Origin of the sequence: Micromonospora sp. WMMA1947, from assembly GCF_027497355.1 — a bacterium.
Lineage (GTDB): Bacteria > Actinomycetota > Actinomycetes > Mycobacteriales > Micromonosporaceae > Micromonospora.
Window position 1 is genome coordinate 2,885,555 of sequence record NZ_CP114909.1, and the last position, 26,317, is coordinate 2,911,871.

Genomic DNA, 26,317 nt, shown 5'->3' on the forward strand with positions numbered 1-26,317 from the left:
GCGTCAAGACCCGTCCCGCAACGTCCACCGTTCGGCCAGGGCACACCGGCGGTAGAGCGGGTACCGAGGCGCTAGTGTCGATCTCGTGCCGACGCGGAGAGCGAAGATCCCAGCGACGAAGTACCCGGTCGAACGGTTCACCCTCGACAACGGCCTGCGTGTGGTGCTCACGCCGGACCGCAGCGCCCCGGTCATCGGGGTCGCGGTGGTCTACGACGTCGGCATCCGCTCCGAGCCGGAAGGGCGTACCGGGTTCGCCCACCTCTTCGAGCACCTGATGTTCCAGGGCTCGGAGAACCTCGAGAAGCTGGCCCACTTCCGACACGTCCAGGGCGCCGGCGGGACGTTCAACGGCTCCACCCACCTGGACTACACCGACTACTTCGAGACGCTGCCCGCGAACGCGCTGGAACGGGCGCTGTTCCTCGAGGCCGACCGGATGCGCGGCCCGCGGCTGACCGAGGAGAACCTGCGCAACCAGGTCGACGTGGTCAAGGAGGAGATCCGGGTCAACGTGCTGAACCGGCCGTACGGCGGGTTCCCCTGGCTGACGCTGCCCCCGGTGATGTTCGACACCTTCCCCAACGCGCACGACGGCTACGGCTCCTTCGTCGACCTGGAGTCGGCCACCGTGGCAGACGCCGCCGACTTCTTCCGCCGCTACTACGCCAGCGGCAACGCCGTGCTCGCGGTCAGCGGCGACATCGACGTGGCCGAGGCGACCACGCTCATCGAGCGGCACTTCGGGGACGTGCCGGCCCGGCCCGCGCCGCAGCGGCCCGACTTCGCCGAGCCCGACCTGACCGCCGAGCGGCGCAGCACGTACACCGACGCGCTGGCCCCGCTCCCGGCGGTGGCCGGCGCGTGGCGGGTGCCCGACCCGGTCAGCGACTTCGCCGGCTACCTGCCGTACGTGGTGCTGGCCGAGGTGCTCACCGACGGTGACGCCTCCCGGCTGGTCGAGCGGCTGGTGCAACGCGACCGGTCGGTCACCAGCCTCGGCGGGTACCTCGGTTTCATGGGCGACCCGTTCGACGTCCGCGACCCCACCGCGCTGCTGCTCCAGGCACACCTGCCGCCCGGCGGCGACGTGGACAAGGTGCTGCGCACGATCGACGAGGAACTGGACCGGCTGGCGACCGACGGGCTGACCGAGGGGGAGCTGGCGCGTACCCAGGCCCGGATGGCCACCCACCTGCTGCGCGACACGGACGCGGTGCTCGGCCGCGCGTTGCGGATGGCGGTGCTGGAACAGCAACGCGGCGAGCCCGGCCTGCTCAACGACCTGCCCCGGCTGGTCGGCGAGGTGACCGAGGAGCAGGTCCGCGCCGCCGCCGCCACCCTGCGGCCCGAGCGCCGCGCATCCGTCGAGGTCGTCGCCGGAGGAGCCCGATGACTGCTACCACTGTCCGGCCGCTGCCGGCGCTGCGTCCCAACCGCCGCCTCAAGGTGCCCAAGCAGGCCGAGCGCACGCTCGCCAACGGACTCACCGTGATCGCGGTACGCCGCTCCTCCGTGCCGCTCGTCGAGCTGCGACTGTGGATGCCGTTCGGGCGTACCCACCTGGCCCGCGGCGCGATGCTGGCGCAGACCATGCTCTCCGGCACCGAGGCGCACAGCGCCACCGAGCTGGCGGCCGAGCTGCAGAAGGTCGGCGGCGGGCTGACCGCCGGCCTCGACCCGGATCGGCTGATGCTCTCCGGCGCGGGCCTGGTCACCGGGCTGGACCGGATGCTGGAGCTGCTCGCCGAGGTGCTCACCGGCGCCACCTACCCCGCCGACTGGGTGGAGACCGAACGGGACCGGCTGGTCGACCGCATCCAGGTCGCGCAGAGTCAGCCGTCGCACCTGGCCCGCACCGCGCTGCTCAAGCGGGTGTACGGCCGGCACCCGTACGCGGTGCAGACGCCCGACCCGGACCAGGTCCGGGCGGTCCGCCCGGCCGCGTTGCGCCGGCTGCACGCCGAGCGGGTACACCCGGCCGGCGCGGTGCTGGTGCTCGTCGGTGACGTGGCGCCGGAGCGGGCGCTGGACGCGGCCGAGAAGGCGCTCGCCGGGTGGCGCGGTGACGGCCACGTCGCCGAGTTGCCGCCCGCGCCGCCGCTGGAGCCCGGGCCGCTGCTGCTCGTCGACCGGCCGGGCTCGGTGCAGTCGTCGCTGCGTCTCGCGCTGCCGGCGGTGCCGCGTACCCACCCGGACCACGCCGCGTTGCAGCTCGCCAACCTGATCTTCGGCGGCTACTTCTCGTCCCGCTGGGTGGAGAACATCCGCGAGGACAAGGGCTACACGTACGGGCCGCACTCGCTCGTGGAGCACTCGGTGGCCGGTTCGCTGCTCGTCGCCGGCGCCGAGGTGGCCACCGAGGTGACAGCGGCGGCGCTGGTGGAGACGACCTACGAGCTGGGCCGCCTGGCCACGGTGCCGCCGAAGGCCGACGAACTGGAGCAGGCCCGCCAGTACGCGCTCGGCACGCTCCAGCTCGGCATGTCCACCCAGGCCGGTCTCGCGTCGCTGACCAGCGCGTACGCCGGCAACGGGCTGCGGCTTGACTTCCTCGCCGAGCACGCCGCCCGGCTGGCCGCCGCGACCGTGGACGACGTGACCGAGGTGGCCGCCCGCTACCTGGCCCCGGCCCGCGCGGTCACCGTCGTGCTCGGCGACGCCGAGCGGGTGGCCGACTCGCTGGCCACGCTGACACCGGTGCGTACGGAATCGGCATGAGCGGCGAGTCCGCCCCGCCGCTGGCCCGGTCGACGCTCGACCGGGCCGCGCACCGGCGTACCGATCCGGGCTGGTTGACCGAGGCGTGGGAGCGGGCGCGGGTGCTGGTGCTCGACTCCGCGGCCGAGGGGCGGGCGCTGGTCCGGGGCTCGGCGGCCCCGCCGGAGCTGGTCCTGGTCGGTCCCGGTGAGCTGGCCGAGGTGCCCCGGTCGGTGCCGATGTTCCTCGGCGTCGAGCCGGACGGCGTACCCGTCTTCGCGGTGGACGGGCCGCTGCCGGCGCTGCCGGACACCCGCCCGGCCCACCTGCGCGAGGTCGGCCACCTGATGACCGACCGGGACGCGGGCCTGTTCACCACCGCGCTGGCGCTGCTCAACTGGCACCTGCGGCACGGCTACTCGTCGACGACGGGCAAGCCGACGAGCGCCGACGAGGCCGGCTGGTCGCGGATCGACCCGGACGGCGGCCGGGTCTGGCCGCGTACCGATCCGGCCATGATCGTGCTGGTGCACGACGGGGTGGACGGGCCGGACGGCCGCTGCCTGCTCGGTAACAACGCGGCCTGGCCGCGCACGCCGGGCCTGCGCCGCTACTCCTGCCTGGCCGGATACGTCGAGCCCGGCGAGTCGGCCGAGGCCGCCGTGCTGCGCGAGGTCCGCGAGGAGGTCGGCGTCCCGGTCGAGGAGATCGCGTACGTGGGCAGCCAGTCCTGGCCGTTCCCCGGCTCGCTGATGCTCGGCTTCCTGGCCCGCGCCGACGCGGACGCGCCGATCCGGGTCGACCTGGCCGAGATCGCGCACGCGCGCTGGTTCACCCGCCGGGAGATCGGGGCGGCGCTCGCGGACGAGCCGGTGCCGGTGGGCGGGGGAGACCGGCTGATCCTGCCGCCGCCGTCGTCGATCGCGTTGTTCCTGGTGCACCGCTGGCTCGACGGTCACTGCTGACCAGCTGACCGGCCGCCGCCCACGGGCGGACGCGGCCCCGACCCGGACCGTCGTTGCCGCGACGATCGCGGGCCGGGAACACGTGCCGTCGCGGCCGGGTGAGGCGGGAAAGCGGCGGGGGAGGCCGGTCCCGGCCACGACGGACGTCAGCGTCCGGTCATCCACCGTCCCAGCGGTACGGGTGCCCGGGGGCGGCTTCCTCGATCGGCAGCACCTTGACCCGGTGCCGGCCCGCGCGTACCGCACCGACGGCGGACAGTGCGCGGGCGAGAAGGAGTGCGGCGTCCCGGTCCTCGGCGTGGACGACCTGGCGGCGGGGCTCCGGCGTGCTCGTCTCGTCACGCAGCCGGCCCCCGCCCGCCCAGGCGGCGGCGATGTCGGCGTCGGCGACGGAACGGATCTCGGTGCGGACGATCAGGAACCGCATGGTGTCCCCCGGACAATCGGCGGTTACACGCTGGAACTTCCACGTCACTCCCGCGTCATGTTACGCCGATGTTTACGCCCGGCAAGGGGAACGCGCCAGCTCGACCGATCGGGGGATCCCAGGTCAGCACCGTTGTCGGGGATGGACATGCGCGAGGGGCCGCCGGCTCGCGCCGACGGCCCCCGTGATTCGCCGGATCAGTCCAGATCGAACTGGCCGCTCTTCGTGCCGGCGAGGAAGCCGAGCCAGCCGGCCCGGTCGAACAGCAGGACCGGGCCGCTCGGGTCCTTGCTGTCCCGCAGCGCCACGGTGGCCGGCCCGGAGCCGAGCGGCGCGACCTCCACGCAGTTGGAGGTCTGGCTGCGGGTGCTCTTGCGCCAGGCGGCGCCGGCGAGCCGTCCCGAGAGTGTGGTCGTGCTGGTGCGGATCTCGTTCATGGTGCTTGCTCCTGGTGAGGTGCTCCGATGGGACCGAGCGACGCCGGAGCGCGGGCGGTGTCCGTGCCGGATCACCGTTCCGTGGTGAGGCGCCCCGAGTCCCGGCGACGCTGGGCCGGCGCCGTTGCCGGCCCGTACGCCACCGTGGACTCGACTGCCGTGCCGGTCAGCCGTCCCGTCGCCTCGATCAACCAGGAGAGGGTGTCCGATGCGGAGAGTGCCGACGAGCATAGCCACTCGAACACCACTTTATAGCGATTTAGGGTGTTTATCTCGGTCGACATGACGTCGGTGAACCCACCTTCGATGGCGAGTGTCTCCGGATCGAGGGGATCGGCGAACCGATAGACCGAGAACGCGGTCGGCGGAAGGTACCAGTCACCGACCCGGGTGTCCCGCAGCAGCAGACGCAGCGTCACGTTCGGCAGCAGCGCCATCTCGCACAGGTGGACGAGCTGCTCGTGCAACACCTCCGGCGGCCCGGCCCGGCGGCCGAGCGCCGCCTCCTCCAGCACCGCCGTGTAGCGGGGCACGTCCGGGGAGCGGGTCAGCAGAGACTGCCGGGCCTGCCGCGCGCGTACCTCGGTCTCCGGATCCTCGCCGTCCGGGTCGCCGGCCTCGGCCGCGACCTGCGCGGCGGACATGATCCGGTGCCGTGCGTACCCCGGCGTCTGCAACAGCCCCGGCACCAGCACCGGGTTGTACTCGGAGATCTCCGCGCAGCCCGCCTCCAGCTCGGCGAAGGCGCGCTGCTGCTGGGTCATCACGGGGAAGTTGCGCAGCCAGCCGCGCATGTCGCCGGCCTCGTGGGTGATCCCGGTCAGCTCCGCGCGCTGCTCCTCGTCGGCGCCGTAGAGCGTCAGCAACACGTCCACGTCGTCCGGGTCGGGACGGCTGCGGCCGTTCTCCAGGCGGGACAACTTGGATGCGGAGGCCCAGCCGATCCGCTCGATGACCTGGTCACCGGTCAGACCGGCCTGTTCGCGGAGCCGACGCAGCTCGGTGCCGAGTCGACGACGGCGCAGAATCGGGCCTGGTACGGCAGGAGGCACGGCGTCCTCTTTCCCGTCGACCGCCGCTTGACGCGACGGTAACTGTATGAAATTCGCCCCCCACGGTCAGTATGGACGGCGCGACCGGCGTCGGAGGTTCCGGTACGGGCGTGTCACGAGACAAAAAGAGGACCGTGGAGGGTGACTTTCGCCAGCGCCCGCCCCCGACGCGCCCTGGTGGCGCACCCCCGCCGGAGGGAACCGATGCGCACCGTCCTGCGCCGCCCCGACTTCCGTCTCCTGTTCGCCGCGCTCGTCGCGAGCATGGCGGCGGAGTCGGTCCTGCTGCTCGCCCTGGCCGTCTGGGTCAAGGATCTGACCGGTTCGGACAGCATGGCCGGGGCGACGATCTTCGCGGTCATCGCGCCGATGGTGCTCGCCCCACTCGTCGGCTGGGTGGTCGACCGCTACCGCAGGCGACCCTTCTTCATCGCCGCCAACCTGGTCGCGGCGGTGCTGCTCGGCCCGCTGCTCACCGTCCGGGACCGGTCCGACGTCTGGGTGATCTACGTGGTCGCCGCGTTCTATGGGCTGTCGTACATCACCCTCACCGCCGTACTCAACGGACTGATCCGGCATCTGGTTCCGGCCGAGCTGCTGGCCGACGCGAACGGGCTGCTCCAGACCGTCCGGCAGGGCCTGCGGCTGATCGGGCCGCTGGCCGGGGCGGGCGTCTACGCCGCCGTGGGCGGCTGGCTGCTGGTGCTGCTGGCCATGACCGGTTTCCTGACCGCGGCGGCGGTGGTCGTGCGACTGCGCGTGGAGGAGCGCACACCGTCGCGCCCGGGTCGTCGCGGGCCGTCCGAACTGGGCGCGGGGCTGCGCCACCTGACCAGGGAGCCGGCGCTGCGCCGGGCGCTGCTCGGGTACGGACTCGGTTCGCTGGTGATGGGCTTCACCGAATCGCTGATCTTCGCGTACGTCGATCTGGGCCTGCACCGCGACGCCGCGTTCGTCGGCGTGCTGGTCATGGTGCAGGGCGTCGGCGGGCTGGTCGGCGGCCTGTTGTCGGCCGCCGTGGTCCGCCGGTTCGGCGAGGTCGGCGCGCTCGCCGCGGGCGTGACGTTCTTCGGACCGGCCGCGCTGGCGCTGGCGTACCCCCGGTTGTGGCTCGGGGTGATGGCGCTGCTGCTGGCCGGCTTGTCGCTGCCGCTGACCATGGTGGGGTTGAACACGCTGATCCAGCGGCGGACGCCGCCGCGGCTGCTGGGCCGGGTCACCGCCGCGTCCGAGGCGCTGGTCAGCGGGCCGCAGGCGCTCTCCATCGGCACCGGCGCGCTGCTCGTCGGCGTGTTCGACTACCGGCTGCTGTTCGCCCTGGTGGGGGCCGTCACCACGGCGGCCGGCCTCTACCTGTGGCGGGGCCGCGGGCTGACCACGCCGGTCGCGGCGCCGGTCCGGATCCCGGCGCCCCGGAAACCGGCCGACGACGGGGTGTTCAGCCGCGGCGGGTCCTGAACGACGACGAGCGGCCGCACCCGGATCGGGGACGGCCGCTCGTGGCGTCGCGGGAGATCAGCCGGGCAGCGCCGCGAGGTGCTGCTTGACCTGGGTGATCGAGGGGTTGGTCAGGGCGCTGCCGTCGGCGAAGCGCAGCGTCGGGACGGTCTGGTTGCCGCCGTTGACGCTCATCACGAAGTCCGCGGCCGTCGGGTCCTGCTCGATGTCGACCACCTCGTACGCGATGCCTTCCCGGTCGAGCTGCGACTTCAGCCGGTGGCAGTAGCCGCACCACGGGGTGGAATACATCGTCAGCATGGTCCGATCCTCCAAGGGGTGACTCGCGCCCGGTCCGATCAGGCCAGGCTAACCGCTGCAACGTCACACGATGCTGGGATGATTCCCTGCTGTGGGCGTTCACTCAGCGGCGGAACGGGTGCTGGCCGGGCTGGATCCGGAGCAGCGGTCCGCGGTGACCGCCCCGGCCGGCCCGGTCTGCATCCTGGCCGGCGCCGGCACCGGCAAGACCCGGGCGGTGACCTCGCGGATCGCGTACCGGGCGTTGACCGGCGACATCGCCGGCCGGCATGTGCTGGCGGTCACGTTCACCGCCCGCGCCGCCGCCGAGATGCGCAGCCGGCTCGGCACGCTGGGGGTGCAGGGTGTGCAGGCGCGCACGTTCCACGCCGCGGCGCTGCGCCAGGTCCGCTACTTCGCGCCCCGGCTGCTGGCCGGGCGGGCCATGCCGGAGCTGCTGGACAGCAAGGTGCGGGTGGTCACGCTGGCCGCCGCCAAGGTCGGCCTGCGCGCCGACCGGGCCGCCGCGCGGGACTTGTCCGCCGAGATCGAGTGGGCCAAGTCGTCGCTGGTCGAGCCCGGGGAGTACGTGGTCGCCGCGGCCAAGGCGCTGCGCGAGACGCCGTACGAGCCGGCCCGGGTGGCGGACGTGTTCGACGCGTACGAGCGGCTCAAGCGCGGCAACGGGGTGATCGACTTCGAGGACATGCTGCGCGCCGCCGTCTGGGGCATCGAGGAGCACCCGGACGTCGCCGAGCAGGTGCGCAACCAGTACCGGCACTTCGTGGTCGACGAGTACCAGGACGTCAACCCGCTCCAGCAGCGGCTGCTGGAGGCGTGGCTGGGCGGCCGGGACGACCTCACAGTGGTCGGCGACGCCAGCCAGACGATCTACTCGTTCACCGGTGCCACCTCGTCGTACCTGGTCGACTTCCCCCGGCTGCACCGCGGCGCGACAGTGGTCCGGCTGGTCCGCGACTACCGCTCCACCCCGCAGGTCGTCGGCCTGGCAAACGCGGTGATCTCGCAGGCCCGGGGCGCCGAGGCGCGGCTGCGGCTGGAGCTGCACGGCCAGCGCCGGCCCGGCCCGGAGCCGGACCTGCGGATCTTCACCGACGAGCCGGCCGAGGCGAACGCGGTCGCGGCGCGCTGCCGGGCACTCGTGGCGGGCGGCACGCCGGCCCGGGAGATCGCGGTGCTGTTCCGCACCAACGCGCAGTCCGAGGCGTACGAGAAGGCGCTCTCCGAGGCCGGGGTGCCGTACGTGCTCCAGGGCGCGGAGCGGTTCTTCGAACGGCCCGAGGTGCGCCAGGCGATGATCGCGCTGCGTGCCGCCACCCGGTCGGCCGACGCCGGGACCCCGCTGCAGGCCGCCGTGGTCGAGGCGCTCACCGCCGTCGGCTGGGCCCCCGACGCACCCCCGCCCGGCGGCGCCGCGCGCGAGCGGTGGGAGGCGCTCGCCGCGCTGGTCCAGCTCGCCGAGGAGTACGCGGCGCAGGCCGAGGAGGAGCCCGGCCTGACCGGGTTCACCGAGGAACTCGCCCGGCGGGCCGCCCAGCAGCACGTGCCCACAGTCGAGGGCGTCACGCTCGCGTCGCTGCACTCGGCGAAAGGACTGGAGTGGGACGCCGTGTTCCTGGTCGGGCTGGCCGAGGGCACACTGCCGACCACGTACGCGAAGACCATGGAGCAGGTCGAGGAGGAACGGCGACTGCTCTACGTCGGGATCACCCGGGCCCGGGAGTGGCTCTGGCTGTCGTACGCCACGGCACGCTCGCCGGGTGGCCGGGCCCGACGGCCGTCGCGGTTCCTGCCGCAGCTCGACCGGTCCGGCGGTGGTGAGCGGGCCGGCGGCACCGGCCCGGCGCGGCGGGCCGAGCGGCGGCGGCCGCAGGTGGTCTCCTGCCGGATCTGCGGCGCCACGCTGCTCGCCGGCGCGGACCGCAAACTGGGCCGCTGCCCGACCTGCCCGTCGGACATCGACGAGGAGCTGTACGAGCGGCTGCGCGAGTGGCGGCAGCGGATCGCGGGCGCGCAGAAGGTACCGGCGTACGTGGTCTTCACCGACGCCACGCTCACCGCACTGGCCGAACGGAAGCCCGGCCGCACCGAGGAACTGGTGGCGATCGCCGGGATCGGGCCCCGAAAAGTCGGTCTTTACGGAGATACGGTGCTCGCCCTGGTGGCCGGCGCCACCGTGGACGACGTCTGCCCACAGAAAACTTCTGAAAACTAGCCGTAAATCGTTTGCCCTCGCCCGAGGGCGAGGAATAGCCTCATGACACACCTCGCGAGCGGCGCCGTTCTGGCTGCTCAAGAGGGATGAGTCCACGGTCGGCACGAGGAGAGTAGGGAGGTGGCACCAGTGAAGATCTTCAACTACGAGCGTCTCGCGGCGATGCCGTCTGCCGTCGCTCCGCTGTCGGCCGTCCGGGTGGCCCTCGCTGCTCGACCGTCGGCTCCGCAGGTGCACCAGGTCCAGGTTCAGGCCGAGCTGAACCTGACCGTTGCGCCGATCGCCGGAGTCGAGGGGACCAGTGGCTTCGCGGGCAAGGGCATCGATGGCGCCAAGAAGCGCACGGATGTCCGCGGCGTTCCACCTCGAGGTAGACCAGTCTGATCCATCAGACACCGGCTCACCTCGAGGCCGCGGAACCCGCTACCGGGATCCGCGGCCTCAGTTTTTTGCCCCGCCGAAGTACGTCGGAATGCGATCCACGAGATCGAAGTGAGAGAGAGGTGACCGGAGGATGAGTCTGGCGTTGGCCCCACTCGACGTGAGCGTCGAGGTGGAGGCGAACCTGCCCTGCCGGAAGTTCGACCCCGACCTGTGGTTCTCCGACTCGCCCGCCGAGCTGGAGCTGGCCAAGTCGCTCTGCGGGGACTGCCCGCTGCGCGTCGAGTGCCTCGCCGGTGCGGTCGAGCGAGCCGAGCCCTGGGGCGTCTGGGGCGGCGAGATCTTCGAGCGTGGCGCGGTCGTCCCGCGCAAGCGGCCCCGTGGCCGTCCGCGCAAGGAGGACCTCGCCCGTGACGCGCAGCTCCGGGTCGAGGCGGAGGCGCGACTGGCGGCCAGCGGGCTGTCCGAGTCGCGGAGCTCCGTCCGGCTGGCAGCCTGACACACCTACGTTCCGAGCCCGAACCGATGCCGGTGTCCCTCCACCGGCCGACCTGAGAGAGAAATTCTGATGCTGAACCTGCCGAACGGATTCGAGATGCAACTACTCCACGAAGCGTTGTCCAGGGCCCGAATGCGCCGGCCTCAGGCCGGTCGCACCACCACGAGCACTGAGGCAACCCGTTCCGCCCGTACCGTCGCCATGCGGAGTCGCAGCCAGTCGGCTCGCGACCTGGGCGTCCTGTAGAACGATCGAGCAAGAGAGGGGCGGTGACCTGTCGGTCACCGCCCCTCTCGCTGTGCTCACTCGCTCGCCGGGCCGCTCGTGACCGGCTTGCGCTCAGGCCACCGGCGCGAAGCCGGGCAGCCAGCGTTCCAGGATCGACCGGTAGGACGCCTTCGCCTCCAACTGGCAGAGCACCCCGATCGACCCCAGCGTCACCCGGTGGATCATCAGGTACGACGGGGGCAGGTTGAGCTGCCGGCTGAGCTGGTAGGCGGGGGAGCGAGGGCTGGCCAGCCGGGTCGCCTCGCCGCGCAGCCAGGCCCGGGTGAAGCGGAACTCGTCCGCCGCGATCGGTTCCAGCATCGGCCGGAGGAAGTCGAGCACCGCCGGGGCGTCGATCGACTCCGTGCGGCTGACGAAGCCCTCGGCGCGCAGCCCCTCCACCACCGCGTCGGCGTCCCCGCGCAGCGCCAGCGCCGCGATCCGGCCGATCGGCTCGGGCGTGCCCTGTGGCATCCGGGCCACCGCCCCGAAGTCGATCACGCCGAGCCGGCCGTCCGGGAGCAGCCGGAAGTTGCCCGGGTGCGGGTCGGCGTGCAGCAGCCCGGCCCGCTCCGGCGCGGACAGGTGCAGCTCGGCCATCAGCCGGCCGGCCTCGTCGCGCTGCTCCTCGGTGCCCTCCCGGATGATCTGGGACAGCGGGATACCCTCCACCCACTCGGTGATCAGCACCCGCGGCGCGGCGTCGAGCACCTCCGGGATGAAGATGTCCGGGTCGTCGGCGTACGCGGCGGCGAACGCCCGCTGCGACTCCGCCTCCAGTTCGTAGTCCAGCTCCTCGGTGATGCGCTCACGCAGCTCGGCCAGGAGCGGCTTCACGTCCAGCCCCGGCTGGATGGCCCGGAACATGCCACCGAGCCGGGAGAGCTGCTTGAGGTCGGCGAGCAGCGCGTCACCGGCACCCGGGTACTGGATCTTCACGGCCACGTCCCGGTGCCGGGGGCCGCCCGCCGCTTCGTACCCCGGATCGCGCCACACCGCCCGGTGCACCTGGCCGATGCTTGCCGCGGCGGCCGGGGTGTCGTCGAACTCGACGAACCGGTCGCGCCAGTCCGGGCCGAGCTGCTCGGCGAGCACCTTGTGCACCGTCGCCGCCGGCAGCGGCGGCGCGGCCTCCTGGAGCTTCGTGAGCGCCTGCCGGTAGGGCGCGGCCACCTCCTCGGGCAACGCCGCCTCGAACACCGACAGGGCCTGGCCGAACTTCATCGCCCCGCCCTTGAGCTGCCCGAGCACGCTGAACAGCTGCTCGGCGGTGCGCTGCTGGATCTCGGCGGAGATGACGTCGGACGCGAGGCCGGTCACCCTCTTGCCCATGCCGAGAACGGTTCGACCGGCGAACCCGAGCGGCAGAGCGGCGAGTTTGGCGGTGCGGGACACGGCCCGGCGCGGGATGTCGGTCACCCGGCCATTGTTACCGACGCGGGGCCTCCGCTGCTGCCGTGCGGCGGGTAGCGGCCGGGGGCCGACCGGATCGGGCGACGCCCGCAGCAACCGCAGGAGGGGTGCGGCGGCCACCGTCGGTGACGGACACGGCCCGGCCCGCGGATCTCCACCGCGCCGCCGAGCGTCTCCGGCTGGGCGCCGTCGAGGTGGGCCAGCACCTCGGCCGTCGCGAAGGCCGTCGCGGCGAGCCGCGTGGCGGCGGCGCAGGCCCGCTCGCCCCGGTCGGCGGCGAGCTGGGCGGCGAGCGCGGGCCAGTCCGGATCCCGGTCGCCGCGGTGCAGGTCGAGGCAGCGCAGGCAGGGGCCGACGGGCGGGCGGACCAGCGGACCGACCACCGGTACGCCGCCCCGCAGGTCGAGCAGCAGGTGGGGCCGGCGTCGGCGGGCGTACCCGGTGGCGAGCAGTTCGGCCGGACGGTCGACGCCGAGCTGCACCACCAGATCCGGCCGGGCCGCCCGCAACGGGACGGTGACCGTGCCGGGTGCACACCGCGCCAGCACCGCGCGTACCGCCGGGGCCAGGGGCCGGCCCAGCTCCGCGGCGGTCAGGCCGGTCCCGACCAGGTCACCGGCACCGACCGGGCCGGCCAGATCGGGTACGACGTGCCCGACGCCCGCCTGGGCCAGCGCGACGGCGACCGCCGCGCCGAGCCGTCCGGTGCCGGTGACCAGCACCCGGGCGTCACGGCGGCGGCGCAGCAGCCGGGCCGGTGTGCCGGGCAGGTCGGGTGAGGCGAGCGCCAGCGCGGCGGCCTCGGCGGCCAGCCGGGCCCGGGTCGCACCGGCGAGGTCGCGGGGGAGCAGTGCCTGCGCCGGCACCACCAGCCCGGCGTTCCGGAGCGTGTCGTAGAGGGCGCGTGCCTCGTCGGGCGGGACCCGGGCGGCACGCGCCTCGGCCAGCACGGCGCGCTCGCTGCGGGTGCCGTCGAGCAGGTCGAGCAGGCGGGCCGTCCCCGGCGAGGACATCTCCAGCAGCACCGCGCGGCCGGGTGCCTCGCCGAGCTGGAGCGTGTGCCGGTCGCGCCAGAGACGGGTCAGGCCGGGCAGGAGCACGGGACGGACGAGCGGTGTCGGGTCGGTCACGCCACTGATCGTGACCGTATCCGCGCGCTCCGTCGCTCGTTGTCCACAGGTGCGGCGCGCCGTGGCCAGCGTTGTCCACAGGTTCTCGCCGGTTTTCCACAACCGACGGGTAACTCTGTCGGCTATACGACGGGGGAGGGCGGCCGACGGCCGTCCTCCCCCGTGTCTGTCGTACGGGTCAGACCTTGGCCTTGCCCAGGATGCGGTTCACTGTTGTGCCGCACACCGGGCACTTGCCCTTTGCCATGTTCATGCCGGTCTTCGAGACCTCCACGTGCCCCTCGAAGTCCCGCTTCTCCTTGCACTTCACGCAGTAACCGTTGTAGGTCTGGGCCTGGTCGGCCACGGTAGCCTCCTCGTCTCGTCCGCCGGAGGTGTCCCGGCGGGTATCCCTGCGGCGGCCCACGCGTGGCACCGGCGCCGGGGGGTTCTCCGCGGTCAGTCACCTGACCGTGGTTGGCGGACCCTACCCAGGTACGGGCGGTTCCATGTCAGCTGTGCGCCGACTCTGTGAGCAAGTCGACGTCGAGAGTGTGCCTGCCGAGTAACGTCGTATAAGTCAGTTTCGCGCGGACACGCCGGATGAATGCACCCAGATCCGCTTCGCGCGGCCCCGCCGACTGTTGCTCGTCGTAGATCACTTAACGTGAACAGGGCCGGTCAGGTGATGGTCAGCTACCGTCGCAAAGAATTTTTTCCGGACTCCTGACAATCAACCGCCACTTTCCGGGCGCGTGTCGTCGTGTTGACTCTTGCGGAGTCCTGGTCAGTACGCATTAGCTTTCCATCGTGACAGTCAACCGAGGCTGCGCGGACCGGTAATGGCCGTGACGCGGAAGCCCGTCGTCGAGGTGCGGCGCAGCCAGCGTCGGCGGCGCACGGTGTCCGCGTACCGGGACGGTGAGCGCGTCGTCGTGCTGATCCCCGACCAGTTCTCCCGGGCCGAGGAGAGCGAGTGGGTCGACCGGATGCTCGCCCGGCTCGCCGCCCGCGAGGGGCGGCTGGCCCGCTCGGACGCCGAACTGCTCGCGCGCGCCACCCGCCTGATCGACCTCTACCTGACCGAGCACGGGTCGGCCGCCGCGCCGGCGAGCGTCCGCTGGGTGACCAACCAGAACGGCCGCTGGGGCTCCTGCACGCCCGCCGACCGCACCATCCGGATCTCACACCGGGTCCAGGACATGCCCGACTGGGTGATCGACTACGTGCTGCTGCACGAGCTGGCGCATCTCATCGTGCCCAGCCACAACGCCGAGTTCTGGGCGCTGGTCGCCCGATACCCGAGGTCGGAACGTGCCCGCGGCTATCTGGAGGGCGTCGCCGCCACCGCCGCGATCCCCTGACCACCGCCCGCCCGTCGGTCCGTCCGTCGCGTCCGCCCGTCGCGTCCGTCCGTCCGTCGCGGTCGATCATGAAGTTGACCCGGCGTTCCGTCCGCTTCGTCACCGCCAACCTCATGATCGTGCGCGGACCCGGGGCGGGGTGGGGGTTAAGGTCGGCGAATGTCGCGACGTGTGGTGGTGGCGCTGCTCGGCCCGGTGACCTGGTCGCCGCCCGGTATCGATCCGGCGCGCTGGCGGACCGCGCTCGCCGAGGACGTGGTCGACCTGCTCGCCACGCTGAACGAGGTGGAGACCGCCGTCGCGGTCACCGCCCGGGACCGATGGCTGGCCGACGCGGTGGTCTGGCCCGGCACCCAGGTGTACGAGGTGCCCGAGCCGACGCCGAACGCGGTGTTCGCGGCGCTGGCCGGGGAGTCGTCCGGACAGGAGCCCGCGGCCACTCCGGGCGCGGCGGCGGTCACCGGTGACCGGGCGGCCCGCTACGACCAGGTGGCGGTGGTGGTGGCCGACGCGCCGGACGTGCCCGGGCTGACGCTCGGCAAGCTGCTGCGCCCGCTCACCACCCGGCCGGTGGCGGTGGCCCCGGTCGAGGGGAGCGGCACCGGGCTGCTGGGGGTGGCGGCGCGGCTGCCCGTACCGGCGTGGCTGCCGGCGCTGGACCTGAACACGACAGCGCCGGCCGAGGTGCGGCGGGCGGCACCGAGCCCCGGGGACGTGGCGGTCACCGCCGGCTGGCACCGCATGCGCGGCCCGGCCGACCTGGCCGCGCTCGATCCCGCCGTCGAGGGCTGGGAGGCCACCCGAGCCCTGTTGTCCGGCCGCCCCGTCTGACCCGCCGCCGCCCCGCCCGCGCCCACACCGCTCCACCCCGCCGATTTCGTCGATCTGTGAGTGAGGCTCCCGGCTCCACCGATCCCACCTCGCGGAACGCCAGTCTCGCCCGATGGGCGGCGCCCGACGCAGCAACAAGCTGATCGAGGAACTCCCGCCCGCGCCGCCCCGAAACCTCTGCGATCTTGGAGTTGTGGCGCCCGACAGACGCCGCATTCAGGGCATCCTGGGCGCCGCAACCCCAAGATCGACGGGGCGGGACGGGACGCGGACGGGGCCCGCACGGTGAACCGTGCGGGCCCCGTTCGGCGTGGGTGTCAGCGCTTGTCGTCGTCCTCGCCGGGGGACTTCTCCTCGGGGGCGCCCGGGGCGGAGAAGTCGAAGTTCGCCAGCTCGTCGTCGAGATCGGTGCTCGTCGCGGCGAACGCCTCCGGCGCGGCGAAGTCGTCGTCGGAGGGCAGCAGGTCGGGGTGGCCCCAGACCGCGTCCCGGCCGGCGATGCCCCGGTGCTCGGTCAGCGCCTCCCACAGCACCGTCGCCTCGCGCAGTCGGCGGGGCCGCAGTTCGAGGCCGACCAGCGCGGCGAACGTCTGCTCGGCCGGGCCACCCGCAGCGCGGCGGCGGCGGAACGCCTCGCCGAGGCGTACCACGTTGGGGAGGCGGTCACCTGCGGCGCTGTCGACGACGTGGCAGACCCAGCCCTCGACCAGGGCGAGGACGGTCTCCAGCCGGGCCAGCGACGCCTTCTGCGCGGGCGTGTCCTCGGGCGTGAAGATGCCCTCCAGCGCGATCGCCTGCATCGACTCCGGGTCGGTCGGGTCGACCCGGCCCATCGCCTCCTCGATCGCCTCCCGGTTGACCCGGATGCCCGCGGCGTAGTTCTCCACCGCCGTCAGCACGTGCCCGCGCAGCCACGGCACGTGCTGGAACAACCGCTGATGGGCGGCCTCGCGCAGGGCCACGTAGAGGCGTACCTCGTCCTCGGGCAGCTCCAGGCCCTCGCCGTACGCCTTGATGTTGGCGGGGACGAGCGCGGCGGTGCCGGCGGGGCCGAGCGGCAGGCCGATGTCACCGGCGGAGAGCACCTCGGCGGCGAGCGAGCCGAGCGCCTGGCCGAGCTGGCCGCCGAAGAGGGCGCCGCCCAGCGTGGCGACCATCGACTGCATCGGGCCGAGCTGGGCGCGCGCCTCCGGCGGCACCAGGTCGCCCATCGCGCCGACCATCCGGCTGGCCACCGGGTCGCAGAGCTTGCGCCACACGTCGAGCGTCTTGAAGATCCACTCGTTGCGGTTCCAGGCGACCGAGGTGCGGATGCCGGAGGGCCACGAGGTCGCCGGCTCCAGCCAGAGGTCGGCGATGCGCAGCGCCTCCTCGACCGCGTTGCGTTCGAACGGCGACACCGCCGGGTCGCCGGCGGCGGCGAGCTGGCTGGCGGCTACCTGCCGGGCCAGGTCCCAGTTGACCGGCCCGCTGCCCGGCGCCGAGAGCAGGTGCTGCAACTGCGACATGAACTGCTGCATCGCCGCGGGATCGTTGGGGTCCGGTGGTTGACCACCCGGGAGCGCGAAACCGAACGGAATATCAGGCACGACCTCTACGGTACGCGCGCGCCGCCGCAGGTCGTGCCACTCGGCGTTGCGCTGAGGGCGAAGTCCTCGGGTCACCGCGCCGGGCGGCCGGGTACGGATCGGTACGCTCTGGCCCATGAGACGTCGCGGCGTGACCGTCCTTCTCGGTGCCCTGCTCACCGCCCTGCTCAGCGTCGGCGTGCTGAGCGTGCCGCTGCCGTACGTGGTGCTCGGCCCCGGTCCGACGGTGAACACGCTGGGCAGTGAGGACGGCAAGGAGGTCATCCAGGTGACCGGCCGCGCGACGTCCACCTCCGCCGGTCAGCTCCGTCTCACCACAGTCGGTGTGCAGCCGACAGTGCGGCTGCGTTCGGCGCTGGCCGGGTGGTTCTCCTCGGACGAGGCGGTGGTGCCGCGGGAGCTGGTCTACCCGCCGGGGGAGTCGCAGGAGGAGGTCGAGAAGCGCAACGCGGAGGACTTCCAGAACTCGCAGACCAGCGCCGAGACGGCGGCGCTGCGTGAGCTGGGCTACCCGATCAAGGTCCTGGTCAAGGCGGTCACGGCGGGTGGCCCGTCGGCTGGCGTGCTACGGCCCGACGACGTGCTCACCTCGGTGGACGGGGTCCAGGTGACGAGCGCCGCCAAGCTCACCGAGCTGATCCGCGCGAAGCCGGCGGGCACCGCGCTGACGATCGGCTACACCCGTGGTGAGACCCCTGGTACGGCCACGGTGACCAGCCGCGAGCAGGACGGCCGGCCGCGCATCGGGGTGGAGATCGACCAGCAGCAGCCGCACCCGTTCACCCTGAAGATCGACCTGGGTGACATCGGCGGGCCGAGCGCCGGGCTGATGTTCTCGCTCGGCATCATCGACAAGCTGGAGCCGGCCGACCTGACCGGCGGCAAGATCATCGCCGGTACCGGCACCATCGACGACGAGGGTCGCGTCGGCCCGATCGGCGGCATCGCGCAGAAGCTGGTCGGCGCCAAGGACGCGGGCGCGAAGGCGTTCCTGGTGCCGGCCGACAACTGCGCCGAGGCGGTCCGCAACCCGCAGCCGGGCCTGCCGCTGCTGAAGGTCGCCACGCTGGGTGAGGCATTGAAGGCACTCGAGACGCTGCGCGCCGGGGGACAGCCGACGCGCTGCTGAGGCGGGCCGGGCGCCGACCGGCTGGCGGATCGTGACGTGACCTTGACCCGACGTGCTCAGGAACACCCCGTACTCTTGGTGCCTGGTCGGAGCCGATCACATCGAGCGTGCGGAGCCAACAGTGGTCATGCGTAGCAGTCCCTTACCGAGGATGAGCCGGCGCGGACGCGTCACCATCGGTGTCCTGATCGGGGTGTTCATCTTGTTCACCCTCCTCGGGTGGGGCGTGAACGCGTGGACCGACTGGCTCTGGTTCGACGAGGTCCGCTACACCCAGGTCTTCACCGGCGTGCTCGCCACCCGCCTGCTGTTGTTCCTGGTGATCGGCGCCGGCATGGCGCTGCTCGTCGGCGGCAACCTCTGGCTGGCCTACCGGCTGCGGCCCAAGATGCGCCCGCACTCGGCCGAGCAGGCCACGCTCGAGCGCTACCGGATGCTGCTGAGCCCGCGGCTCGGCACCTGGATCGCGCTCGCCGCCGCCGTCGTCGGCCTGTTCGCCGGCCTCTCCGCGCAGAGCCGCTGGGGTCAGTGGCTGCTGTTCCGCAACGGCGGCGACTTCGGGGTGAAGGACCCGGAGTTCGGCATCGACGTCGGCTTCTACGTCTTCCAGCTGCCGTTCTGGCGCTACCTGCTCGGCGTCGGTTTCACCGCCGTGGTGCTGTCGCTGCTCGGCGCGCTCGCCGTGCACTACATCTTCGGCGGCGTGCGCCTGCAGGGCATCGGCGACCGGATGACGAACGCCGCCCGCGCCCACCTCAGCTCGCTGGTCGCCGTGTTCGTGCTGCTCAAGGCCGTCGCCTACGTGCTGGACCGGCGGGCCATGCTGCTGGAGTACAACGAGGGCGCCAAGCTCTACGGCGCCGGCTACGCGGACGTGAACGCGCTGCTCCCGGCGAAGGAGATCCTCGCCTGGATCTCCGTCCTGGTGGCGCTGGCGATCATCGTGTTCTCCAACGCGGTGATGCGGAACCTGGTCTGGCCGGGCATCTCGCTCGCCCTGCTGGGCGTCTCCGCGGTGGCGATCGGCGGCATCTACCCGTGGGCCGTGCAGACCTTCGAGGTCAAGCCGAGCGCCCGGGACAAGGAGGCGCCGTACATCGAACGCAGCATCAAGGCCACCAGGTCCGCGTTCGGCCTGGAAGGCGCGAAGACCACACCGTACGCGGCCAGCAACCTTGTTCCACCCGCCAGCCTGGCCACCGACACCTCGGTGGTGCAGAACATCCGGCTGCTCGACCCGCAGTTGGTCTCCGAGACGTACACGCAGCTCCAGCAGGTCCGGGGCTTCTACGACTTCGGTTCGAAGCTGGACATCGACAGGTACTCGGTCAACGACAAGACCTCCGACTACGTGGTCGGCGTCCGTGAGATCAACTACGGCGAGCTGACCGACCAGCAGAGCAACTGGATCAACCGCCACACCGTCTACACCCACGGGTACGGCCTGGTGGCCGCCCCGGCGAACCAGGTGGTCTGCGGCGGCCAGCCGTACTTCGTCTCCGGCTACCTCGGCGAGAAGGCGCAGGAGGCGTGCTCCGCGCCGACCGAGGAGATCCCGGCCCAGCAGCCGCGGATCTACTACGGCGAGCGGATGGAGGCGAACGACTACGCGATCGTCGGGCAGACCGGTGACCGCAACGTCGAGTTCGACCGGCCCACCTCCACCGGCGGTGAGCAGTACTACACCTACACCGGCGAAGGCGGCGTCAAGATCGGCTCGTTCCCGCGCCGGCTGCTCTACGCGATCAAGGAGCAGGAGTCGAACTTCCTGCTCTCCGAGGCGGTCAACGAGAACTCGAAGCTGCTGTACGTGCGTAACCCGCGCGACCGGGTGGAGAAGGTCGCGCCGTTCCTCACGCTCGACGGCGACCCGTACCCGGCCGTGGTCAACGGGCGCGTCCTGTGGATCATCGACGGCTACACCACGGCGGCGACCTACCCGTACGCCGAGCGGGTCAACCTCCAGGCCGAGACGACCGACGAGCTGACCGGCCGGGGCACGTTCCAGCTCGCCCGGGAGAACGTCAACTACATCCGCAACTCGGTGAAGGCGACAGTCGACGCGTACGACGGCACGGTCAAGCTCTACTCGTACGACGACACCGACCCGGTGCTCAAGGCGTGGAACAAGGCGTTCGGCGGTGACCTGGTGCTGCCCAAGGGCGACATCCCGCCGGAGCTGGCCGAGCACTTCCGCTACCCGGCCGACCTGTTCAAGGTGCAGCGCAACCTGCTGACCAAGTTCCACGTCACCGACCCCGGCGACTTCTACTCCGGCCAGGACTTCTGGCAGGTGCCGAACGTGCCGGACGCGCCGGACAGCGGGCAGAAGCAGCCGCCGTACTACCTGTTCACGCAGTTCCCCGGGCAGGAGGGACCACGCTTCCAGCTGACCTCGGCGGTCACCCCCAACGGGCGGCAGAACCTCGCCGCGCTGGTCTCCGGGTCGTACGTCGACGGCCAGCCGAGACTGGAGGTGCTGGAGCTGCCCGACCAGACCCGCATCTCCGGGCCGACGCAGGTGCACCAGCAGATGACCAACAACGGTGACATCCGGCAGCAGCTCAACCTGCTCTCCTCCAACCAGGCGCAGGTGCAGTACGGCAACCTGCTCTCCCTGCCGTTCGCCGACGGCATGCTCTACGTCGAGCCGGTGTACGTGAAGAGCAGCAGCACCGACGCGTACCCGCTGTTGCAGAAGGTGCTGCTCTCCTACGGTGACGGCGGCTCGTACGTGGTGCTCGCCAACAACCTCAACGACGGCATCAAGCAACTCGTCGAGCAGGGCAAGCGGGCACCGAACAACAACCCGCCGCCGAGCACCGACGACAACCCGACGCCCGACAATCCCACGCCGTCGCCGACCGCGGGCGACAACAACACGCCGCCGGTGAGCGGGGAACTGGCCCAGGCCGCCGCCCGGGTGCAGACCGCGATCGCCGAGGTCAAGGCCGCGCAGGCGTCCGGCGACTTCGAGCGGTACGGGCGTGCGCTGAAGGCGCTGGACGAGGCGATGAGCGCGTTCCAGCAGGCCCAGGCCGCGGCGAACGGCTCAGGTAACCCCGCGCCGTCGGGCAGCGCCTCGCCACCGGCACCGACGTCACCCGCGCCGACACCGAGCGGCTGACGCCGAGCTGACACCACGAGCCCGTGGTCCGGGACCGCAACGGTCACCCGGACCACGGGCTCTGTCGTGAAGCGGACTCCCCGGCCGCAACCCCCGCAGCACGTCGGGCCGGGCCGTCCGGTACGGCTACGCGGTGGCCGGTCGCTGCCGTACCGCCGGGCCGGTGCGCCCGCGGACGAGGTGCCGTCCGGCAACTACCGGCACAGCATCACGATCTACCGGGCCGGTGCGGCGGCCCCGGCGCTGGCCGAGGTGCGCGTGGCGGTCCGGGCCTGCCCCGAGCAGCCCGCCCGGGGCGGCCGTCGGTGACGGTGCTGTGGGAGCAGGGGCGATCCGGCGGTGGTGGGACTGAGTACCCGTTTTGCGCCTCCCCCGGTCGGTGCGCTACGGTTGTCGAGCCGACGCGGGGTGGAGCAGCTCGGTAGCTCGCTGGGCTCATAACCCAGAGGTCGCAGGTTCAAATCCTGTCCCCGCTACTCGTGGCGAAGGCCCCGGAGTTCTCTCCGGGGCCTTCGCCGTTTCCGCCGGTGTCCCACGCGCATCTGCGGATCGCGCGCCGTGGTCACGGTCCGCGACCGGCTCGGCAGAAGAGAAGTCCCGAGACGCATATGACTGAGAGTCATGATTATGACTCTCAGTCATATCGCCAGAGAGTCTCGTGCTCGACCTCGCCCGGCGGGACTTCGGATCGTCGTGCGGTGCCCGAGGGGGATTCCGGGGGACCCGGCTGATCTCCAGGATCGGAGTGCGATAAGCTGTACGAGCCGACGCGGGGTGGAGCAGCTCGGTAGCTCGCTGGGCTCATAACCCAGAGGTCGCAGGTTCAAATCCTGTCCCCGCTACTCGTGACGAAGGGCCCGGAGTTCGCTCCGGGCCCTTCGCCGTGTCCGGCGACATCCTTTCCGTCCGCCGTGCCCCGGTTGCGGGTCTCGGCGAGGATGGGGGCATGTCTGGATGGAACAAGTGGTGGGGCCGCCTGGGCGCGGTCCTCGGTACGGTCGTGCTCTCGGTCTTCGTGCCGGTCGCGGCCTGGGCGTCGTCGGGCACCGGCGAGATCGTGGTGGAGGCCGCCCGCCGTCGTTCCCGCGGCGGGTTCGGCTTCCTCGGCCTGCTCTGCTGCCTTGTGGTGGTCGGCGGCATCGTGCTGCTGGTGGTGCTGCTCACCCGTAACCGCCGCAACCGCCCCCCGCGCTGAGCCCTCGCCCGCCCTGTCCGCCTCGGGCGGGGCGGGTCACTCGGCCAGGGCGGTGTTCGCCTGAGCCATGAAGCGGGAGGTCGCGGTGCGGGCGCCGGCCTGCTTGCCGCGGATGCTCTCGGCCGCGTCGATCAGCAGCTCGCGCACCTTGGCGTGCCCCTTGGGCGGCGGCGCGGGGGACGGACCGGCCAGATCGTCCAGCTCGGCGCCGAGCGCCGTCATGCGCTTCTCGGCCCGGCCGGTCACCTCCGCGGCGACGAACGAACGCACCTGCTTGCTCGCGTTCAAGCCGCGTTCGACGCCGAGGAGCCGACCGGCCGCCACGTTCGTGGTCAGGAAGTCGAGCACGTTCACCACCGCCTCCGGGTGGCGGGTGCCCCGGAAACCGGCCCAGTACATCGACGCCCGGGGCCACTGGGCGGCGGGCGTACCGGGGAAGGCGACGGCGCCCAGTTCGTCGTCGGCCAGGCGCTGCAACTCGGGCAGCTGGTGCGACCAGGCGAACGAGGCTGCGGTGTGCCCGGTGACCACGAGCTGGCGGGCCAGCTCGCCGCTGTCGGCCTGCTCGACCAGGGCGGCGCTCGGCGTGGCCCGGTCGAAGCGCGCCACCTCCCAGAACTCGAACCAGGCGAGCAGTTCGGCGGAGCTGAAGCCGAGCTGCCGGCCCTGGTACAGCTCGCTGCCCTGGCCGCGCAGCCAGAGCCAGAACGCCCGGTAGTCGCCGGAGGCGTCCATGGTGCCCGCCACCCGGTTGCCGGAGGCGCGGGTGACGCGGGCGGCCCAGCTCACGTACTCCTTCCAGGACATCCCGGTGCGCGGCTCGGGCTGGTCCAGCCGGCGCAGCAGACCGCGGTTGAACACCAGCGCCGCGCTCGTCTGCGCGGCGGGCACGCCGACGGTCCGCTCGTCCACCCGCCCGTAGCGGGCCAGCTGCTCCGGCACCTCACGCAGGTCGAGCCGCTCGTCCGCGGCGTACGGGGTGAGGTCCAGCAGGATGTCCCGGCCGGCGTACTCGGTGAGCAGGGTGTCGTCGATCTGGAACAGGTCCGGCGCGTTGCCGCCGGTGGCCTGGGTGGCGAGGCGGTCGTAGTAGCCGCTCAGCCCCTGCCAGGTGACCCGGAAGCTGACCCGCGGGTTCTGCTGCGAGTACAGCCGCAGCGCCTGTTCGGTGGCCTGGGCGCGGCGGGCGTCGCCCCACCAGAACACGGACAGCTCGACCGGGCCCTCGTCGGCGGCCACCTCCTCCGGGCTGCATCCGGTGAGCAGCGGCAGCGTTCCGGCGGCGAGCGGCAGACCGGCGAGCGCGCCGAGGAACCGTCGCCGGTCGAGCCCGGGACGGGGTACGGACTGCGGAGCGCGCACAGGTCTCTCTCCGAAGGTGGGGTGGACGGATCATTTCACCGGCCCCCGGCCGGGTGTCAACGCCGGACGGGACGCCGGTGGGCGCGCCCGGCGGCCCGCGCTGCTCATGGTGTACTAGCGCCGTGGAACTTCTGCACTCGGGCAAGGTCCGGGACGTCTACGCCGACGGCGAGGACCTGATCCTGGTCGCCACCGACCGCGTCTCCATCTACGACGTGGTGCTGCCGACCCCGATCCCGGACAAGGGCCGCCTGCTCACCGCGCTGTCGCTGTGGTGGTTCGAGCAGCTGTCCGACCTGGTGCCGAACCACGTGATCTCCGCGACGGACGTACCGGAGGAGTTCGCCGGCCGGGCGATCCGCTGCCGGCGGCTGGAGATGGTGCCGGTCGAGTGCGTGGCCCGGGGCTACCTGACCGGCGGCGGCTTCGCCGAGTACCAGCGCACCGGCTCGGTCTCCGGGGTGCCGCTGCCCCGCGGCCTGGTGGAGGCGTCGATCCTGCCCGAGCCGATCTTCACGCCGTCGACCAAGGCGCCGAAGGGCGAGCACGACGAGCCGATCACGTACGAGCAGGTGGTGGACAAGGTCGGGCCGGAGGTCGCCGAGCGGCTGCGGCAGATCACCGTCGACGTCTACCGGCGCGGTGCGGAGATCGCCGCCGAGCGGGGCATCCTGATCGCCGACACGAAGCTGGAGCTGGGCTGGGCGGCGGACGGCACGCTGGTCCTCGGCGACGAGGTGCTCACGTCCGACTCGTCCCGGTTCTGGCCGGCCGAGTCGTACCAGCCGGGCCGCGCGCAGTTCTCCTACGACAAGCAGTACGTGCGGGACTGGGCCACGGCGAGCGGCTGGGACAAGCAGCCGCCCGCGCCGGAGGTGCCGGCCGAGGTGATCGAGGCGACCCGGGCCCGCTACGTCGAGGTGTACGAGAAGCTCACCGGCAACCGCTGGGACTGACGCTCAGTCGACCCAGTCGAGCGTGCGCCGCACCGCCTTGTGCCACTGGCGCAGCTCACGCTCCCGGTGCGCCGGGTCCATCGTCGACTCCCACTGCGCGTCCGAGCGCCACTTCTCGCGCAGCGTGGCCAGGTCGGGCCAGAACCCGACGGCCAGGCCGGCGGCGTAAGCGGCGCCGAGGCACGTCGTCTCGGTGATCCGGGACCGCACGACCGGCACGTCCAGCACGTCCGCGAGGAACTGCATCAGCAGTTCGTTGCCGGTCATCCCGCCGTCGACCCGCAGCCGGCGCAGCGCCACGTCGGAGTCGGCGTTCATCGCGTCCACCACCTCCCGGGTCTGGAAGGCCGACGCCTCCAGCACCGCGCGGGCCAGGTGCCCCTTGGTGATGTAGCCGGTCAGCCCGGCGATCACGCCCCGGGCGTCGCTGCGCCAGTGCGGGGCGAACAGGCCGGAGAAGGCCGGCACCACGTAGCAGCCGCCGTTGTCGTCGACAGTACGGGCCAGCTCCTCGACCTGCGGGGCGGTGGAGATCAGGCCGAGGTTGTCGCGCAGCCACTGCACCAGCGAGCCGGTGACCGCGATGGCGCCCTCCAGCGCGTACACGGCGGGCTGGCCCTCGATCCGGTACGCCACCGTGGTGAGCAGGCCGTGCCGCGACGGCACCGGGCTGGCACCGGTGTTGAGCAGCAGGAAGCTGCCGGTGCCGTAGGTGCACTTGGCCTCGCCGGGCTGGAAGCAGGTCTGCCCGAACAGCGCCGCCTGCTGGTCGCCGAGCGCGCTCGCCACCGGCACCCCGGCCAGCACCCCCCGGGCGGTGCCGTACACCTCGGCCGAGCTGCGGATCTCCGGCAGCACGGCGGCCGGGATCCGCAGCGCGTCGAGCAGCTCCGGGGCCCAGTCGAGCGTCTCCAGGTCCATCAGCATGGTGCGGCTGGCGTTCGTCACGTCGGTGACGTGCCGGCCGGTCAGCTTCCAGATCAGCCAGCTGTCCATGGTGCCGAACAGCACCTCGCCGCGTTCGGCCCGCTCGCGCAGCCCGTCGACGTGGTCGAGCAGCCAGCGCAGCTTCGGGCCGGCGAAGTAGGTGGCCGGGGTCAGGCCGGTGCGGGCCCGCAGCCGCTCCTCGTCGTACGTCCCGGTCAGCTCGCGCAGCAGCGGGCCGGTGCGGGTGTCCTGCCAGACGATCGCGTTCGCCACCGGGCGGCCGGTCTCCCGGTCCCACACCACTGTGGTCTCGCGCTGATTGGTGATGCCCACCCCGGCGAGCATCTCGGTGCCGATGTCCGCGCTCGCCAGCGCCTCGCGCACCACGTGCTCGACGTTCGTCCAGATCTCCTCGGCGTCGTGCTCGACCCAGCCGGGCCGGGGGAAGATCTGCCGGTGCTCGCGCTGGGCCACTGTGACGATCTCACCGGCCCGGTCGAAGACGATGCAGCGCGAGGACGTGGTGCCCTGGTCGATGGCGGCGACGAACTCTGCGGTCACGGCAGCACCGTACCCGCCGCGAGCGTCCACCGTCTCCTCCCCGCGGCCCGTAC

Annotated in this window: 24 protein-coding genes and 2 tRNA genes; 16 read left to right on the forward strand and 10 right to left on the reverse strand. The window is 72.4% G+C overall.

Annotated features, from left to right (window positions below; all coding sequences use genetic code 11):
• Nucleotides 1-85: 85 nt before the first annotated feature.
• From O7604_RS13905 to nudC, 3 genes are read left to right on the forward strand one after another with little or no spacing between them, the layout of a single operon-like run.
• The gene (locus tag O7604_RS13905) at nucleotides 86-1,396 is read left to right on the forward strand and encodes a pitrilysin family protein (RefSeq protein WP_269704166.1); all 1,311 of its coding nucleotides are present in this window, start codon (nucleotides 86-88) and stop codon (nucleotides 1,394-1,396) included.
• The gene (locus O7604_RS13910; protein WP_281579817.1) at nucleotides 1,393-2,721 is read left to right on the forward strand and encodes a pitrilysin family protein; all 1,329 of its coding nucleotides are present in this window, start codon (nucleotides 1,393-1,395) and stop codon (nucleotides 2,719-2,721) included. The genes O7604_RS13905 and O7604_RS13910 overlap by 4 nt, the downstream gene beginning before the upstream one ends.
• Complete coding sequence (nudC, locus tag O7604_RS13915; protein ID WP_281579818.1) at nucleotides 2,718-3,665, forward strand: NAD(+) diphosphatase; 948 nt, start codon at nucleotides 2,718-2,720, stop codon at nucleotides 3,663-3,665. Before O7604_RS13910 ends, nudC begins: the two co-directional genes overlap by 4 nt.
• A 157-nt stretch (nucleotides 3,666-3,822) precedes the next feature.
• Here the strand turns inward: nudC and O7604_RS13920 are convergent, their stop codons facing one another.
• From O7604_RS13920 to O7604_RS13930, 3 genes are all read right to left on the reverse strand, one after another.
• Nucleotides 3,823-4,092 (reverse strand): hypothetical protein, encoded by a 270-nt coding sequence (locus O7604_RS13920; protein ID WP_269704169.1) that lies wholly within the window; start codon nucleotides 4,090-4,092, stop codon nucleotides 3,823-3,825.
• A 197-nt stretch (nucleotides 4,093-4,289) separates the two neighbouring features.
• Complete coding sequence (locus O7604_RS13925) at nucleotides 4,290-4,529, reverse strand: DUF397 domain-containing protein (protein ID WP_269704170.1); 240 nt, start codon at nucleotides 4,527-4,529, stop codon at nucleotides 4,290-4,292.
• Nucleotides 4,530-4,600: 71 nt separating this feature from the next.
• Entirely contained in the window at nucleotides 4,601-5,581 is a 981-nt protein-coding gene (locus tag O7604_RS13930; protein ID WP_281579819.1) for a helix-turn-helix transcriptional regulator, read from the reverse strand.
• A 204-nt stretch (nucleotides 5,582-5,785) separates the two neighbouring features.
• On the opposite strand from O7604_RS13930, the gene O7604_RS13935 reads away from it, so the two are divergent.
• A complete protein-coding gene (locus O7604_RS13935; protein WP_281579820.1) occupies nucleotides 5,786-7,039 on the forward strand; it encodes an MFS transporter in 1,254 nt (417 codons plus the stop codon).
• Nucleotides 7,040-7,096: 57 nt separating this feature from the next.
• Here the strand turns inward: O7604_RS13935 and O7604_RS13940 are convergent, their stop codons facing one another.
• A complete protein-coding gene (locus O7604_RS13940) occupies nucleotides 7,097-7,339 on the reverse strand; it encodes a mycoredoxin (protein ID WP_018784736.1) in 243 nt (80 codons plus the stop codon).
• A gap of 91 nt (nucleotides 7,340-7,430) precedes the next feature.
• Here O7604_RS13940 and O7604_RS13945 point away from each other — a divergent pair, with 91 nt between their 5' ends.
• From O7604_RS13945 to O7604_RS13955, 3 genes are all read left to right on the forward strand, one after another.
• Nucleotides 7,431-9,554: an ATP-dependent DNA helicase UvrD2 gene (locus tag O7604_RS13945; protein WP_281579821.1), complete on the forward strand. Its 2,124-nt coding sequence runs from the start codon at nucleotides 7,431-7,433 to the stop codon at nucleotides 9,552-9,554.
• Nucleotides 9,555-9,683: 129 nt separating this feature from the next.
• Nucleotides 9,684-9,938, forward strand: a complete 255-nt coding sequence (locus O7604_RS13950; RefSeq protein ID WP_082931090.1) for a hypothetical protein — start codon at nucleotides 9,684-9,686, stop codon at nucleotides 9,936-9,938.
• A 130-nt stretch (nucleotides 9,939-10,068) separates the two neighbouring features.
• On the forward strand, nucleotides 10,069-10,434 hold the full coding sequence (locus tag O7604_RS13955) for a WhiB family transcriptional regulator (protein ID WP_091262418.1): 366 nt from the start codon (nucleotides 10,069-10,071) through the stop codon (nucleotides 10,432-10,434).
• 339 nt (nucleotides 10,435-10,773) lie between these two features.
• Here O7604_RS13955 and O7604_RS13960 read toward each other — a convergent pair whose 3' ends face one another.
• From O7604_RS13960 to O7604_RS13970, 3 genes are all read right to left on the reverse strand, one after another.
• The gene (locus tag O7604_RS13960) at nucleotides 10,774-12,120 is read right to left on the reverse strand and encodes an AarF/ABC1/UbiB kinase family protein (RefSeq protein ID WP_120573255.1); all 1,347 of its coding nucleotides are present in this window, start codon (nucleotides 12,118-12,120) and stop codon (nucleotides 10,774-10,776) included.
• Nucleotides 12,117-13,244, reverse strand: a complete 1,128-nt coding sequence (locus O7604_RS13965; protein WP_281579822.1) for a TOMM precursor leader peptide-binding protein — start codon at nucleotides 13,242-13,244, stop codon at nucleotides 12,117-12,119. Before O7604_RS13965 ends, O7604_RS13960 begins: the two co-directional genes overlap by 4 nt.
• Before the next feature lie 178 nt (nucleotides 13,245-13,422).
• Nucleotides 13,423-13,590, reverse strand: coding sequence for a DUF5679 domain-containing protein (locus O7604_RS13970; RefSeq protein ID WP_007464795.1), 168 nt, complete (start codon nucleotides 13,588-13,590; stop codon nucleotides 13,423-13,425).
• 475 nt (nucleotides 13,591-14,065) lie between these two features.
• Here O7604_RS13970 and O7604_RS13975 point away from each other — a divergent pair, with 475 nt between their 5' ends.
• Nucleotides 14,066-14,587 carry a M48 family metallopeptidase gene (locus O7604_RS13975; RefSeq protein WP_269704175.1) on the forward strand — a complete coding sequence of 174 codons (522 nt, stop codon included), beginning with the start codon at nucleotides 14,066-14,068 and terminating at the stop codon, nucleotides 14,585-14,587.
• Between the two features lie 159 nt (nucleotides 14,588-14,746).
• The gene (locus tag O7604_RS13980; RefSeq protein ID WP_281579823.1) at nucleotides 14,747-15,418 is read left to right on the forward strand and encodes a hypothetical protein; all 672 of its coding nucleotides are present in this window, start codon (nucleotides 14,747-14,749) and stop codon (nucleotides 15,416-15,418) included.
• 317 nt (nucleotides 15,419-15,735) lie between these two features.
• On the opposite strand, the gene O7604_RS13985 is transcribed toward O7604_RS13980, so the two are convergent.
• Complete coding sequence (locus O7604_RS13985) at nucleotides 15,736-17,007, reverse strand: zinc-dependent metalloprotease (RefSeq protein WP_281579824.1); 1,272 nt, start codon at nucleotides 17,005-17,007, stop codon at nucleotides 15,736-15,738.
• Nucleotides 17,008-17,122: 115 nt separating this feature from the next.
• Here O7604_RS13985 and O7604_RS13990 point away from each other — a divergent pair, with 115 nt between their 5' ends.
• From O7604_RS13990 to O7604_RS14015, 6 genes are all read left to right on the forward strand, one after another.
• Nucleotides 17,123-18,136, forward strand: coding sequence for a PDZ domain-containing protein (locus O7604_RS13990; protein WP_269704178.1), 1,014 nt, complete (start codon nucleotides 17,123-17,125; stop codon nucleotides 18,134-18,136).
• Between the two features lie 127 nt (nucleotides 18,137-18,263).
• Entirely contained in the window at nucleotides 18,264-21,263 is a 3,000-nt protein-coding gene (locus O7604_RS13995) for a UPF0182 family protein (RefSeq protein WP_269704179.1), read from the forward strand.
• A 66-nt stretch (nucleotides 21,264-21,329) separates the two neighbouring features.
• Complete coding sequence (locus tag O7604_RS14000; protein WP_269704180.1) at nucleotides 21,330-21,572, forward strand: hypothetical protein; 243 nt, start codon at nucleotides 21,330-21,332, stop codon at nucleotides 21,570-21,572.
• A gap of 93 nt (nucleotides 21,573-21,665) precedes the next feature.
• A tRNA-Met gene (locus O7604_RS14005) sits at nucleotides 21,666-21,739 on the forward strand.
• A gap of 292 nt (nucleotides 21,740-22,031) precedes the next feature.
• Nucleotides 22,032-22,105, forward strand: a tRNA-Met gene (locus O7604_RS14010).
• 104 nt (nucleotides 22,106-22,209) lie between these two features.
• Nucleotides 22,210-22,458: a hypothetical protein gene (locus O7604_RS14015; protein ID WP_269704182.1), complete on the forward strand. Its 249-nt coding sequence runs from the start codon at nucleotides 22,210-22,212 to the stop codon at nucleotides 22,456-22,458.
• A gap of 36 nt (nucleotides 22,459-22,494) precedes the next feature.
• On the opposite strand, the gene O7604_RS14020 is transcribed toward O7604_RS14015, so the two are convergent.
• A complete protein-coding gene (locus tag O7604_RS14020) occupies nucleotides 22,495-23,820 on the reverse strand; it encodes an extracellular solute-binding protein (protein WP_269704183.1) in 1,326 nt (441 codons plus the stop codon).
• Nucleotides 23,821-23,942: 122 nt separating this feature from the next.
• On the opposite strand from O7604_RS14020, the gene O7604_RS14025 reads away from it, so the two are divergent.
• Nucleotides 23,943-24,776: a phosphoribosylaminoimidazolesuccinocarboxamide synthase gene (locus tag O7604_RS14025; protein ID WP_269704184.1), complete on the forward strand. Its 834-nt coding sequence runs from the start codon at nucleotides 23,943-23,945 to the stop codon at nucleotides 24,774-24,776.
• A gap of 3 nt (nucleotides 24,777-24,779) precedes the next feature.
• Here O7604_RS14025 and glpK read toward each other — a convergent pair whose 3' ends face one another.
• A complete protein-coding gene (gene glpK, locus O7604_RS14030; RefSeq protein ID WP_269704185.1) occupies nucleotides 24,780-26,264 on the reverse strand; it encodes a glycerol kinase GlpK in 1,485 nt (494 codons plus the stop codon).
• Nucleotides 26,265-26,317 lie beyond the last annotated feature (53 nt).